The sequence below is a fragment of the Streptomyces sp. NPDC057010 genome, assembly GCF_042673805.1.
Classification (GTDB): Bacteria; Actinomycetota; Actinomycetes; order Streptomycetales; family Streptomycetaceae; genus Streptomyces.
In genome coordinates, this window is the sequence record NZ_JBHUSC010000093.1 from 1 (window position 1) to 12,545 (window position 12,545).

General features: G+C 73.9%; 12 protein-coding genes. 1 reads left to right on the forward strand and 11 read right to left on the reverse strand.

Annotation, left to right across the window (positions count from 1 at the left end):
• The 8 genes from ACFTXQ_RS35485 to infC all read right to left on the reverse strand — a co-directional run.
• Positions 1–754, reverse strand: a 754-nt coding sequence (locus ACFTXQ_RS35485; protein ID WP_382649480.1) for a PP2C family protein-serine/threonine phosphatase, incomplete at its 3' end; no start/stop codon positions are given.
• A gap of 139 nt (positions 755–893) precedes the next feature.
• Positions 894–3,422, reverse strand: a complete 2,529-nt coding sequence (gene pheT / locus ACFTXQ_RS35490; RefSeq protein WP_382649483.1) for a phenylalanine--tRNA ligase subunit beta — start codon at positions 3,420–3,422, stop codon at positions 894–896.
• On the reverse strand, positions 3,422–4,549 hold the full coding sequence (gene pheS, locus ACFTXQ_RS35495; RefSeq protein ID WP_382649486.1) for a phenylalanine--tRNA ligase subunit alpha: 1,128 nt from the start codon (positions 4,547–4,549) through the stop codon (positions 3,422–3,424). Before pheS ends, pheT begins: the two co-directional genes overlap by 1 nt.
• Positions 4,550–4,710: 161 nt before the next feature.
• Positions 4,711–6,072, reverse strand: a complete 1,362-nt coding sequence (locus ACFTXQ_RS35500; RefSeq protein ID WP_382649489.1) for a sensor histidine kinase — start codon at positions 6,070–6,072, stop codon at positions 4,711–4,713.
• A gap of 55 nt (positions 6,073–6,127) precedes the next feature.
• Positions 6,128–6,988, reverse strand: coding sequence for a TrmH family RNA methyltransferase (locus ACFTXQ_RS35505; RefSeq protein ID WP_382649492.1), 861 nt, complete (start codon positions 6,986–6,988; stop codon positions 6,128–6,130).
• A 206-nt stretch (positions 6,989–7,194) separates the two neighbouring features.
• Positions 7,195–7,581 (reverse strand): 50S ribosomal protein L20, encoded by a 387-nt coding sequence (gene rplT / locus ACFTXQ_RS35510; RefSeq protein WP_030157251.1) that lies wholly within the window; start codon positions 7,579–7,581, stop codon positions 7,195–7,197.
• A gap of 103 nt (positions 7,582–7,684) precedes the next feature.
• Positions 7,685–7,879, reverse strand: a complete 195-nt coding sequence (gene rpmI, locus ACFTXQ_RS35515) for a 50S ribosomal protein L35 (protein WP_069919538.1) — start codon at positions 7,877–7,879, stop codon at positions 7,685–7,687.
• A 104-nt stretch (positions 7,880–7,983) separates the two neighbouring features.
• Positions 7,984–8,697 (reverse strand): translation initiation factor IF-3, encoded by a 714-nt coding sequence (infC, locus tag ACFTXQ_RS35520; RefSeq protein WP_382649497.1) that lies wholly within the window; start codon positions 8,695–8,697, stop codon positions 7,984–7,986.
• Positions 8,698–9,048: 351 nt separating this feature from the next.
• On the opposite strand from infC, the gene ACFTXQ_RS35525 reads away from it, so the two are divergent.
• Complete coding sequence (locus tag ACFTXQ_RS35525; protein WP_382649499.1) at positions 9,049–9,426, forward strand: DUF1844 domain-containing protein; 378 nt, start codon at positions 9,049–9,051, stop codon at positions 9,424–9,426.
• Between the two features lie 89 nt (positions 9,427–9,515).
• Here the strand turns inward: ACFTXQ_RS35525 and ACFTXQ_RS35530 are convergent, their stop codons facing one another.
• From ACFTXQ_RS35530 to ACFTXQ_RS35540, 3 genes are read right to left on the reverse strand one after another with little or no spacing between them, the layout of a single operon-like run.
• Positions 9,516–10,256, reverse strand: a complete 741-nt coding sequence (locus ACFTXQ_RS35530; protein WP_382649502.1) for an SseB family protein — start codon at positions 10,254–10,256, stop codon at positions 9,516–9,518.
• 21 nt (positions 10,257–10,277) lie between these two features.
• Complete coding sequence (gene mycP / locus ACFTXQ_RS35535) at positions 10,278–11,498, reverse strand: type VII secretion-associated serine protease mycosin (RefSeq protein WP_382649504.1); 1,221 nt, start codon at positions 11,496–11,498, stop codon at positions 10,278–10,280.
• Positions 11,495–12,280 (reverse strand): hypothetical protein, encoded by a 786-nt coding sequence (locus tag ACFTXQ_RS35540; RefSeq protein WP_382649507.1) that lies wholly within the window; start codon positions 12,278–12,280, stop codon positions 11,495–11,497. The genes mycP and ACFTXQ_RS35540 overlap by 4 nt, the downstream gene beginning before the upstream one ends.
• Positions 12,281–12,545 lie beyond the last annotated feature (265 nt).

The following is a 12,545-nucleotide window of genomic DNA, read 5'->3' on the forward strand; positions in this document are numbered from 1 at the left end:
CTGTTGAGCGCAGCTCGGCCACATCCAGCCTCGCCGGCGTTTGAGGCGCGGGGTCCGGGGCGGAGCCCCGGCTGCGCGCAGCGCAGTCCTCGGCGGCTGCCGCGGGACGCAACAGGTACGGCCAGGGGTGGCCGCAGTTGAGGGCCAGCAGGGTGCCGTCCGGGGTGATCTGGAGCAGCAGGACCGTCACGAACTCCTCCGCCGCCGGCGACTCCGGCTCGGAGGGACAGGAGGACGGGTGCTCGGCACGGGCCCGGTCGCGGACGTGCCGCCCCAGCGCCCGCTCCATCCGGAGCAGGACCCCGCCGAGCGACACCTCGTCGTAGGCGGCCTCGCGGAACGCCCCGAGGACCGCCGCCGCCGCGCCGAGCGCCGGCAGCCCGTGGCCCCGTACGTCCCCGATGACCACCCGCACCCCGTACGCCGTCGGGACGGCCTCGTACAGGTCCCCGCCCACCACCGCGCCCCGGCTCGCGGACAGCTGCGCCGCGGCCAGCGTCAGGCCCTCGATCCGCCCCGGCAGCGGCCGCAGCAGCGCCCGCTGCGCCGCGCCCGCGATCTCCTGCGAACGCCGCAGCTCCGCGACGAGGCCCCGCCGGATGTGCAGCGCGCAGCCCGTCGCCAGCAGCAGGAACGCCGCGCACGTGGCCAGGCTCGGCACCAGCCGTCCGGGGGTGGCCAGCTCCCAGGACACCGCGGCGCCGCCCCACGCGAAGACGCACACCCGGCGCACCTGGGGCATCTCCCCGATCATCGCGGTCTCCCCTCGGCCGCAACGATTGTGCCGACCACCCGGCGCCCCGGACCCGGGTGGCAGACCTTCTCACCCGAATGAGTGAGGGGCGCACCCGGTGGTCCGGATGCGCCCCTCGACTGGCCCTACTCGGGTGCGGCTACGCGCCGCGGAGCACCGCCCCGGTCCGCTCGGCCGCCAGCGCCACCGCCGCGTCGCGCGCGGCCGTGGACTCCTCGGCGGTCAGCGTGCGGTCCGCCGCGCGGAAGCGCAGCGCGTACGCCAGGGACTTCTTGCCCTCGCCGACCTGCTCGCCGGTGAACACGTCGAACAGCCGCAGCGATTCGAGGAGTTCGCCCGCGCCCTTGCGCAGCGCCGCCTCGACGGAAGCCGCCGGGACCGACGCGTCCACGATCAGCGCGACGTCCTGGGTCGCCACCGGGAAGGAGGAGATCCGGGGCGCCTGGAGGGCCTCGCCGCCGGCCGCCGCGAGGCGGTCCAGGTCGAGCTCCATCGCGCTGGTGCGGGCCGGCAGGCCCAGCGCCTTGACCACGCGCGGGTGCAGCTCACCGGCGTGGCCGATGACCTGCTCGACACCGTCGATGGTGACGACCAGCTCGGCGCAGCGGCCCGGGTGCCAGGGGCCGTACTGGCCCTGGCGCACCACGAGCTGCGTACCGGCCTCGACGGCCAGCGAGCGGGCGGCCTCGACCGCGTCCGCCCAGTCGGCCGGGCGGCCCTTGCCCCACCAGCCGGCCTGTTCGCGCCCGCCGGCCAGCACGACCGCGGCGTACCGCGGCTGCGCGGGCAGGGCCGCGTTCAGGGTGGCGATCTCCTCGTCCGTGGGACGCCGGTCGACGGGCAGCCGTACGGCGACACCCGGCTGCGCGGCGGCCCGGAAGACCGAACCGGTCTCGAAGAGCGCGAGGTCGTGGCTGCCGCGGCTGTCGTTGCGGCGCAGCGCGCCGAGGAGACCCGGCAGCAGCGTGGTGCGCAGCGCCGGCTCCTCGTCGGAGAGCGGGTTGACGAGCTTGACGACCTGGCGGCTCGCGTCGTGCGCGGGCAGCTGGAGCTGGTCGAAGACGCCCTCGCCGATGAACGGGTAGTTCAGCGCCTCGACGTAGCCCGCACCGGCCAGCGCGCGGCCGACCCGGCGGTGCAGCTGCTGCCGGGCGGTGAGGCCGCGGCCGGAGGGCACCTGCGGGAGGGTCGAGGGGAGGTTCCCGTAGCCCTCCAGCCGGATGACCTCTTCGGCGAGGTCGTTGGGCGCGGCGAGGTCGGGCCGCCACGACGGGACGGTGACGACGAGCTCGTCCTGGCCGTAGACGTCGCAGCCGATCTCCTGGAGGCGGCGGACGACGGTCTCGCGGCCGTACTCCATGCCGGCGACCCGGTCGGGGTGGTCGGCGGGCATCGCGATGGTGCGCGGGGCGCCCGGGGCGAGGACCTCGGTGACGCCGGCCTCGGCGGTGCCGCCCGCGAGGAGCACGAGCAGGTCGACGGTCCGCTGGGCGGCCGCGGCGGCGGCCTGCGGGTCGACGCCCCGCTCGAAGCGCTTGGAGGCCTCGGAGGAGAGCTTCAGGCGGCGGGCGGTGCGCGAGATCGACACGGAGTCGAAGTGCGCGGCCTCGATGACCACCTCGGTGGTGCCGGTGACGGCGCCCGTCTCGGGGTCGGTGACGGAGTCGGCGATCTCGGTGTTGGCGCCGCCCATGACACCGGCGAGCCCGATCGGGCCGCTGTCGTCGGTGATCACCAGGTCCTCGGCGTCGAGGGTGCGCTTGACCCCGTCGAGGGTGGTGAACTTCTCGCCCTGCTCGGCGCGGCGGACACCGATGGCGCCGTCGATGCTGGAGCGGTCGTAGGCGTGCAGCGGCTGGCCGAGTTCGAGCATCACGTAGTTGGTGATGTCGACGGCGAGCGAGATCGGGCGCATGCCGGCCTTCTGGAGGCGGCGGGTGAGCCAGATCGGGGAGCGCGCCTCGGGGTCGAGGCCGGTCACCGTACGGGCGGTGAAGCGGTCGCAGCCGGCCGGGTCGTCGATCTTGACCGGGTAGCCGTACGAGTTGGGCGCGGGCACGTCGAGCAGCGCCGGGTCGCGCAGCGGCAGGCCGTAGGCGGTCGCCGCCTCGCGGGCGACACCGCGCATGGACATGCAGTAGCCGCGGTCCGGGGTGATGTCGATGTCGAGGACCTCGTCGACGAGCTGGAGCAGCTCGATCGCGTCGGTGCCGACCTCGTGCTCCGGCGGCAGCACGATGATGCCGTGCGTGCCGTCGTCGCCCATGCCCAGCTCCTCGCCGGAGCAGATCATGCCGTGCGAGGTCTTGCCGTACGTCTTGCGCGAGGCGATCGCGAAGTCGCCGGGCAGGACGGCGCCGGGGAGGACCACGACGACCTTGTCGCCGACGGAGAAGTTCCGGGCGCCGCAGACGATCTCCTGCGGCTCGCCGGTGCCGTTGGCCTGGCCGACGTCGACCGTGCAGAACCGGATCGGCTTGCGGAAGCCCTCGAGCTCCTCGATGGTCAGCACCTGGCCGACGACGAGCGGACCCTTGAGCCCGCCGCCGAGCTGCTCGACGGTCTCGACCTCGAGGCCGGCGTCGACGAGCTTGGCCGCCACGTCACGACCGGTTTCACCCGCGGGGAGGTCGACGTACTCCCGCAGCCAAGAAAGCGGGACCCGCATCAGATCTCCATCCCGAACGGCCGGGTGAAACGGACGTCACCCTCGACCATGTCTCGCATGTCTTCAACGTTGTGGCGGAACATCAGCATCCGCTCGATGCCGAACCCGAAGGCGAACCCGCTGTACTTCTCGGGGTCCACACCGCAGGCGACGAGCACCTTCGGGTTGACCATGCCGCAGCCGCCGAGCTCGATCCAGCCCTCGCTGGAGCAGGTGCGGCACGGGCGGTCGGGGTTGCCCACCGACTCGCCGCGGCACACGTAGCACTGCATGTCCATCTCGGCGGACGGCTCGGTGAACGGGAAGAAGTGCGGGCGCAGGCGCGTGGTGGTGCCCTCGCCGAACAGCTCCTGGACCATGTGGTCCATGGTGCCCTTGAGATCGGCCATGGTCAGGCCCTCGTCGACGGCGAGCAGCTCGACCTGGTGGAAGACCGGGGTGTGCGTCGCGTCGAGCTCGTCGGTGCGGTACACGCGGCCCGGGCACACGATGTAGACGGGGGGCTTGCGCTCCAGCAGCGAGCGCGCCTGCACCGGGGAGGTGTGGGTGCGCAGCACGACGCCGGACTCGTCGCCCTCGGTGCCCGCCGGCCCCTGGACGAAGAAGGTGTCCTGCATCTGGCGCGCCGGGTGGTCGGGCGTGAAGTTGAGGGCGTCGAAGTTGAACCACTCCGCCTCGACCTCGGGGCCCTCGGCGACCTCGTAGCCCATGGCCACGAAGATGTCCGCGATGCGGTCCATCAGGGTGGTCAGCGGGTGCCGGGCGCCGACGGGGGTGCGGTCGTACGGCAGCGTGACGTCCACCGCCTCCTCGACCAGCACCCGCTCGTCGCGCTCGCGCTCGAGCTCGACCGTGCGGGCCCCGAAGGCCTTGTTCACGGCGCCGCGGGCCTGGCCCACTCGCTTGCCCGCCTCGGCCTTGGCCTGCGGGGGCAGCGCGCCGATCTCGCGGTTGGCGAGCGCCAGGGGCGAGCGGTCGCCCATGTGCGCGGTCTTCGCCTCACGCAGCGCGTCGAGGTCGCCGGCGGACGCGAAGGCAGCGAGCGCCTCGTCCCGCATGCGCTCGATCTCTTCCGGTTTCAGTGCCTCGACCTCGACAGGGTCGTACGACTTGTTCGGTGCCGACATCTCTTCCCGTACTTCCGATGGCTGGCTGGTGGGTCCCCGTACGGCGCGATCAGACCGATCGACACAGAGACACAAAGGTGCCAAAGGACGAGTCTAAAGGTCGCTGGGGGTGAAGGAGCCCGTGGGCCGCCTGGCGAGACTCTCCGCAGTACCGCTGAGTGCTACTGCGTGAGGTAGGCCGGGGCGCTCACGGGCAGGATAAATCGGAACTCGGCGCCGCCGCCGGGGCCGCGGCCGACCGTGATGGTGCCGCCGTGGGCCTCCACGATGCCCTTGACGATGTACAGGCCCAGGCCGGTGCCGCCGCGCTTGCTCCCCCGCCAGAAGCGGGTGAAGACGCGGGCCATCGACTCCTCGGGGATCCCGGGGCCTTCGTCGGTCACGGTGACGGCGGTTCCCTTCTCATGCGGCGATACGTCGATGGTGACCGTTCCGTCTCCGTGGCGCACCGCATTTTCGAGGAGGTTGCCGAGAATCTGGTCGATCTTGTCCGGATCGGCCCACAGGTCGGGGAGCGGGCGGCTCACCCGTACGAGGAACCGCTCGGGGGCCTGGCCGTTCGCGGTGAGCGCCTGGACGTGGCGGCCGACGGCGGTGGCGATGTCGACGGGCTGGCGGCGCACCTCCAGCCGGCCGGAGTCGATGCGGGAGATGTCGAGGAGCTCGGCGATGAGGCGGGTGACGCGGTTGGCGTCGGCGTCGACGGTCTCCAGCATCAGCCGCTTCTGGTCGTCGGTGAACCGCTCCCACTTGGCGAGCAGGGTCGCGGTGAACCCCTTGACGGAGGTGAGCGGGGAGCGCAGCTCGTGCGCCACGGTGGCGATCAGCTCGGCGTGGCTGCGCTCGGTGCGGCGGCGGGCCTCGGTGCCGCGGAGGGTGACGACGAGCCGCCTGAGCGGGCCGGTGGGGTGCTCCCGCACGTACCGGGCGGAGACGAGGACCTCGCGCCCGCCGGGCAGCAGCAGGTTCCGCTCGGGCTGGCCGCGGCGGGTGGCGAGCCCGCCGTAGGGGTCGGTCAGCGTCCACCAGCGACGGCCGTCGAGGTCTTCGAGCGGCAGGGCGCGGTCGATGCGGGTGCCGAGCGCCTGGCCGGCGGCGAGTGCGGTGATCCGTGCGGCGGCGGCGTTGAAGCAGATCACCGTCCCGGTGTCGTCCGCGACGACGAGCCCGTCGGGCAGCTCGTCGGGGTCCAGCCCGAAGCCGATGTCATCACCGGGGGCGGGGGCGTGGCCGGTGTGGGAGCCGCCGTCGTCGCGGTGGCCGTGGCTGTCGCCGGGGGTGTGGGGGCCGGGGGCGGGAGCCGGTGGAGTCGGCGGCGCCGGGGCGCGGTCGGCGCCCGGGGCGGGTTGCGGCGGTGCAACGGGCGGCGTGCGGTCGGCGCCCGGGGCGGGTTGCGCCGCCTGCGGGGGTACGCCGCGCAGCGCTCCGGCGGTGGCCGGGGCTGCGGGGGCGCCCCCGAACCGCTCCTCGGCCGCGTTCGCGGCCCCCGCGGCCCCCGGTGAGCTGTTCGTACCGACGGTCATGTCCCCGTACCCCACATCTCCGGGTAGCGCAGTGGGCCCCCGGGCCGCCACATTACTAGCTGGGGGTCACGGAGCGGCACCCTCCGGGCGCCCGCTGTGCACGCGCGGACGCGTAGAGGCACACCGCGGCGGCCGTCGCCAGGTTCAGGCTCTCCGCCTTGCCGTGGATCGGGACCCGTACGACGGCGTCCGCCAGGGCCCGGGTCTCCTCGGGCAGGCCCCAGGCCTCGTTGCCGAAGACCCAGGCCGAGGGGCCGCCCATGGTGCCCGCGTCCAGCTCGGCGTCGAGGTCGTCCTCGCCGGCCCCGTCGGCCGCGAGGATCCGTACGCCGGCCGCGCGCAGCCCCTCCACGGCCTGTTCCACGGGGACGCCGACCGCGACCGGGAGGTGGAAGAGGGAGCCCACGGAAGCCCGTACGGACTTGGGGTTGTAGAGGTCCACGGAGGCGTCGGTGAGCACCACCGCGTCCGCGCCGGCGGCGTCCGCGCAGCGGAGCACCGTACCGGCGTTGCCGGGGTCGCGGACGTGCGCGAGGACGGCGACCAGCTTGGGCTGCGCGGCCAGGATGTCCTCGAAGGGCGAGTCCAGGAAGTGGCAGACGCCGACGAGGCCCTGCGGGGTGACGGTCTGCGAGACCTCCGCCAGCACCTCGTCCGAGGCGTAGTGCACCCGCGCGCCCGCGTCCAGCGCGGCCTCGACGATCCCGGAGTAGCGCTCCGCGGCCTCGACGGTGGCGAACAGCTCGATCAGGGTCGACGCGCCGCCGGCGCCGCGGTGCTCGACGGCCTCGCGGACCGCCTGGGGGCCCTCGGCGATGAACCGGCGCTCCTTGGTACGGAAATTGCGCCGCGCCAGTCGCCTGGCGGCGGCCACCCGCGGGGACCGGGGGGAGATCAGCTCGGCGGGGGTGCGCATGGTCTCGGGGTTCTCTCTCGGGGGTGGTCCGGAGCGCGGGTCGGACGGGGCCTGCGGCGAACGGCCGCGGGACGCGTCGGAGCGCGCGGGCGCGTGGGGCGGGGAGGGCGGCACGCCTCCGCGGGGCGGGGGCGAACGCACACGGACCCGCAGGCTCATGCCTGCGGGTCCGTGGGTGCCGGCCGCGGAAAGCGGCCGGCTAGCCCTTAGGCGGCAACCTTGGGGGCGTTGACGTCGGCCGGAAGCGCCTTCTGCGCGACCTCGACCAGCGCGGCGAACGCGTTGGCGTCGTTGACGGCCAGCTCCGCGAGGATCTTGCGGTCCACCTCGATGTTGGCGGCCTTCAGACCCTGGATGAGGCGGTTGTAGGTCATGCCGTTCTGGCGGGCAGCGGCGTTGATGCGCTGGATCCACAGCTGACGGAAGTCGCCCTTGCGCTTCTTGCGGTCGTTGAAGTTGTAGACCAGCGAGTGGGTGACCTGCTCCTTGGCCTTGCGGTACAGGCGCGAACGCTGACCGCGGTAGCCGGAGGCCGCCTCGAGGATCGCCCGGCGCTTCTTGTGGGCGTTTACTGCCCGCTTGACGCGTGCCACTTTTTAACTCCTTGTAGCGGGGCCGTGGTTGTCTTCACACGGCCCGAATTCGATGGGGTCCCGGTCTTGACGCTCATCCGCTCCCTGCCGGGAGCGGAGAACATCACTTGCCGAGAAGCTTCTTGATCTTCGCGGCGTCGCCGGGGGCCATCTCCGCGTTGCCGGTGAGGCGGCGGGTGATGCGCGACGACTTGTGCTCGAGCAGGTGGCGCTTGCCGGCGCGCTCGCGGAGCACCTTGCCGGAGCCGGTGATCTTGAAGCGCTTCTTGGTACCGCTGTGCGTCTTGTTCTTCGGCATAGCGCCGTTATCTCCTCGTCGGTGGCGCTCCCACCGGTCCGGTTCGGGACCGGCTGACGGGAGCGTCATGTTGTGTAGGTGATCCGAGACAGGCTGCCTCGGAATCAGGCCTCGGCGTTCGCCTCGTCGGCGGCGGCCTCGGTGACGTCGGCATCCTCGGTGTTCGTCGCCTCGACGGCGGCGGCCTCCTCGGAAGGAGCCTCCTCGTCGGTGGCGGCGGCACCCTGGCGCTCCGCCTTGCGGGCGGCCTGCGCCTCGCGGGCTTCGGCCATCGCCTCGGTCTTCTTCTTGTGCGGACCGAGGACCATGATCATGTTGCGGCCGTCCTGCTTCGGGTTCGACTCGATGAACCCGAGGTCCTCGACGTCCGAAGCGAGGCGCTGCAGCAGTCGGTAGCCGAGTTCCGGCCGGGACTGCTCGCGACCACGGAACATGATCGTGATCTTGACCTTGTCGCCCTGCTTGAGGAACCGAACGACGTGACCCTTCTTGGTGTCATAGTCGTGCGGGTCGATCTTCGGCCGGAGCTTCATTTCCTTGATGACCGTGTGCGCCTGGTTCTTGCGCGCCTCACGGGCCTTCATGGCCGACTCGTACTTGAACTTGCCGTAGTCCATGAGCTTGCAGACCGGCGGGCGTGCGGACGCCGCGACCTCGACCAGGTCGAGGTCGTACTCCTGCGCGAGCTCAAGCGCCTTGGCAAGCGGCACGATGCCGACCTGCTCGCCGCTGGGACCGACGAGTCGTACCTCGGGAACGCGAATCCGGTCGTTGATGCGGGGCTCGGTGCTGATGGATCCTCCTCGGTAGCACCACACGGCTGCCTGGCAGACAGTCGCTGACGTGTATTTCCGTCAGACCGACGGCGGGAGAATCAAAAAAGCCCCGCCGGGCACAGGCAGGGGCTCCAAAACAACCGGAGCACCGCCGCGTGCGAACCGCGGGGCGCAGCATCGGGCAGCTTTCCATCGTCCGTACGGAACGATGGATGCCGCCTGACCGGTGACCCGCCTCCCGTGAGGGTGGCCGGGTGGGAGATCGGAGCCTCCACTTGTGGGCCGGGGACACAGGTCTCCGGCCGGTCGTAGCCCAATATAGCATTCCGCGCCAGAGCCGCTCACCCGGTGCTCGGGTCGGGGGTGCCGTCCGCCCGGCTTATCGTGTGAAGCATGACTGACGCGACCCTCCCCACCGACACCGCTGCCGACGAGGCCCCCGATTACGACGCCATGACCCGCGACATCGCGGACGTCCCCGCCGTCGAGGTGATCACCACGGTGGCCGTGCACCTGCTGAGCGCCGCGGCGGTCAACCTGGGCCTGGACAAGCCGGACTCCGAGTACAAGGACCTCGACGAGGCCCGCAAGCTGATCACCGCCCTGGCGGGTCTGGTCACCGCGAGCGCCACCGAGATCAGCTCCTTCCACGCGGCCCCGCTGCGCGACGGCCTGAAGTCGCTCCAGCTGGCCTTCCGCGAGGCCTCCGTGGTCCCGGACGAGCCGGGCCAGGGGCCGGGCGAGAAGTTCACGGGGCCCGTCTTCGCCTGATACCCACCGCTCACGCCGAGAGGCTGCCGGATTCCTTCCCGGCAGCCTCTTCGTCGTTCGGCGCCTCTCCCACCCGGCCGTTCTCCCGCTCAGCGGGAGAACAGCGCCTCGCCGGGCGGGGCCGGGGCCTGCGGCGGCAGCAGCGCCAGGTCCAGCCCGCGCACCAGCCGGGCCCGCAGGGTCTCGTCCGCGGCGAGGGCCTCGGCCACCCGGCGGGCTACCGCCGGGGCCTGCTCGCCGGCCGCCAGGACGATGGCGAGGGTGCCGTCGGCGTCGGCGCCGCCCGGGCCCAGGTGGGCGCGGAGCACGGCCGGCTCGGCGGCCACGGCGGCCCGTACGGCCTCCCGTACGGCGGGGTCGGCCAGCGGGTCCGCGTCCGTACGGCCCTCGGCGAGGGCGAGCAAAGCGGAGCCGGTCAGCTGGTAGGTGACGGGGCCGGCCAGGTCCAGGACCACGGTGTCGGCCTTCTCGTGCGCGGCGGCCGCCAGGGCCTGGTGCAGCGGCACCGCGACCGGCCGGGCCGCCGGGTCCCAGAGCGCGAGCGAGGCGATGGAGGTGAAGGCCGGCAGGGCCCGCCGGTCGCCGGCCCGCAGGGTCGGGACGGCCATGTCGCTGGTCTTCTCGCGCTTGAGGCCCGTCTCCGGGTCGGTCTCCACCTCGCCGAGCACGGCGACGACCGGGACCAGCAGGCGGGCGTCCTTGAGGGCGGCCAGCACCTGCGGCTCGTTCGCCCGGTCCTGCGACCACGCGGCCAGGGCCGCGCTCAGCCGCGGATCGGCCGAGCCGTCGTCGTCGGAGAAGCCGGGGTCGGGAATGTTCTTGTTCGCCATGTTCGCCACAGTTACCCGACCCTACTGTGCCGTGAGGGGCCGGCCGCCCCGGCCCCGGGTGCCCCGCCGCGGGCGCCTCGCCAGTACGGCGGCCAGCACGAGCAGCGCCGCCCCCGCGGCCGCGGCCTCCGCGGTACCCGGCCGGACGCTGTGGCCGGGCGGGCGCACGGGGTCGGGGCCGGAGCCGAAGTACGGCTGCCCGGCCGCGGCCGGCACCGGTACGGCCGCCTCCGGCTGCACGGCCGCCGCGACCTGGAGGGCGGCGGCGGGGTCCACCATGCCGTGGCCGCGGGCGTCGTCGCGGCCTCCGGCGGGGCTGTCGGAGGCGGTGTCCTCCAGCAGCTTCTTGATCTGGGCCGGGGACAGGTCCGGGTGGGTGGCCTTGACGAGGGCCACGGCGCCGGAGACGAAGGCCGCGGCGGCGCTGGTGCCCCAGCCCTCGTAGTACGAGCGGTCGGGGTCGGCGATGACGATGTCGACGCCGGGTGCGCTGACGGTGGCGTACCAGTTGCGGGTGGAGAAGCGCGCCTTGCGGCCCTTGCGGTCGACCGCGGTGACGGCGATGACCCCGGGGTAGGCCGCCGGGTAGGAGACGCGGTCGCCGGCCTCGCCGCCGTTGCCCGCGGAGGCGACGACGACCACGCCCTTGGCGAGGGCGTACTGGACGGCCTCGTCCTCCCCCGCCTCGTGGTGGGCCGAGTCGCTGTCGTCGCCGAGGGACAGGTTGATCACGTCGGCGCCGTGGTCGGCGGCCCAGCGGATGCCCTCGGCGAGGGCTCCGCCCTTGCTGTCGCGGGCCTGGGCGCGGCCCGGGTCGCCCTCCTCCAGGATCACGCGGACCGGCAGGATCCGGGCCTGTGGGGCGACGCCGAGGACGCCCTGGCCGCGGCTGGAGCCGTGGCCGTGCCCGGCGATGATGCCGGCCATGGCGGTGCCGTGGCGGGCCCAGGTGCGGTCGCCGCGGGCGGCGCCCATGCCGATGAGGTCGGTGCCGTCGAGGACCTGCCCGGCGAGGTCGGGGTGGGAGGCGTCCACGCCGGTGTCGAGCACGGCGACGGTGACCCCGTCGCCTCGGGTGGTGCCCCAGGCCTCCTCCGCGCGCAGGGCCAGCAGGCCCCACTGGCGGTCGCGGATGGCGTCGGCGGCCGCCGGGGGTGCGGCGGCCACCGCGAGGAGGGCGCCGGCGAGCAGGGCGGCGGCGCCGTGCCGTGCCGCCGGCCGGCGGGGCCTGCGGGGTGTCATCGGGTGGCCTCCGGGGCGGGCGTGACGGGCGGGGCGGCGAGGAGGGCCAGGCCCGTGCCGATGCGGTCGGCGACCGCCTTGGCCTCGTGGCCGAGGCCCGCCTGGGCGACGGCGCCCGTGGCCTCCTTCTTCATCACGTCCTCGGCGGGGCGGGGCGCGTCGAGGGCGCGGCCGTCGGCGAAGGCGGAGACTGCGTACACGACGACGGGGGCCTCGGCGCGTACGGAGGCGGTCCACGCGGCGCGCTGGGCGTCGGTGAAGCCGTAGGCCGGCGGGGCGGTGAGCCGGGCGGTGAGGGCGGCCGTTGCGGGGGCGTCGGCGGGGGTGAAGACCATCCCGACGGTGATCAGGGAGCTGCGGGTGGCGTCGGTGTAGGTGGCGCGCAGGACGCGGGTGCAGCGGGTGCCGGTGGATGCCAGGAGGCTCTGCCAGTCGGCGTTGAGGGCGGCCGGGCAGTCGGCGTCGGGGGCGAGCGCTATGCGGGTCCAGACGCGGTTGGAGCCGCCGGGGCCGGTCGCCTGGCCGGCGAGGACGGGCGGGAAGAGGCCGTCCACGGGGGCGGTGTGCCAGAGGGAGCCGGCCTTGCGGTAGGCGGCGTCGGCGGGCAACGGGCGGTGGGTGGCGCGGTGTTCGGCCCACGTGCCGATGCCGGCTCCGCCGAGGAGGCCGAGCCCGAGCACCCCGCTGAGCACGGCGGCGACCCCGCGCTTGGCCCCGAGGGCCGGGGCCGGAGTCGGATCGGGCTCGCCCAGAACCGCGGTCCGCGGTGTCGTCGTGGTCATCCGGCGGCTCCGCCCCCCGTTCCGTACGGCTGCCTGCCCGTACTCTACGGCTTCCCTGACCGAGGTCTGGGCCGATCCCCTGCCGGGGCTCCGCGGGCGCCGAGGCCGGGGTGGGGGCCAGCGCCGGGGCCGGGACCGGGGGCCGGAGCCGGGACCGGGGACCGGGACCGGGGACCGGGGACCGGGGACCGGGGACCGGGGACCGGGGACCGGGGACCGGGGACCGGGGACCGGGGACCGGGGACCGGGGACCGGGGACCGGGGA

Coding starts and splice junctions, on each gene's coding strand:
- pheT (WP_382649483.1), bottom strand. CDS start 3,422: ATGCGGGTCCCGCTTTCTTGGCTGCGGGAGTACGTCGACCTCCCCGCG.
- pheS (WP_382649486.1), bottom strand. CDS start 4,549: ATGTCGGCACCGAACAAGTCGTACGACCCTGTCGAGGTCGAGGCACTG.
- ACFTXQ_RS35500 (WP_382649489.1), bottom strand. CDS start 6,072: ATGACCGTCGGTACGAACAGCTCACCGGGGGCCGCGGGGGCCGCGAAC.
- ACFTXQ_RS35505 (WP_382649492.1), bottom strand. CDS start 6,988: ATGCGCACCCCCGCCGAGCTGATCTCCCCCCGGTCCCCGCGGGTGGCC.
- rpmI (WP_069919538.1), bottom strand. CDS start 7,879: ATGCCGAAGAACAAGACGCACAGCGGTACCAAGAAGCGCTTCAAGATC.
- ACFTXQ_RS35525 (WP_382649499.1), top strand. CDS start 9,049: ATGACTGACGCGACCCTCCCCACCGACACCGCTGCCGACGAGGCCCCC.
- ACFTXQ_RS35530 (WP_382649502.1), bottom strand. CDS start 10,256: ATGGCGAACAAGAACATTCCCGACCCCGGCTTCTCCGACGACGACGGC.
- mycP (WP_382649504.1), bottom strand. CDS start 11,498: ATGACACCCCGCAGGCCCCGCCGGCCGGCGGCACGGCACGGCGCCGCC.
- ACFTXQ_RS35540 (WP_382649507.1), bottom strand. CDS start 12,280: ATGACCACGACGACACCGCGGACCGCGGTTCTGGGCGAGCCCGATCCG.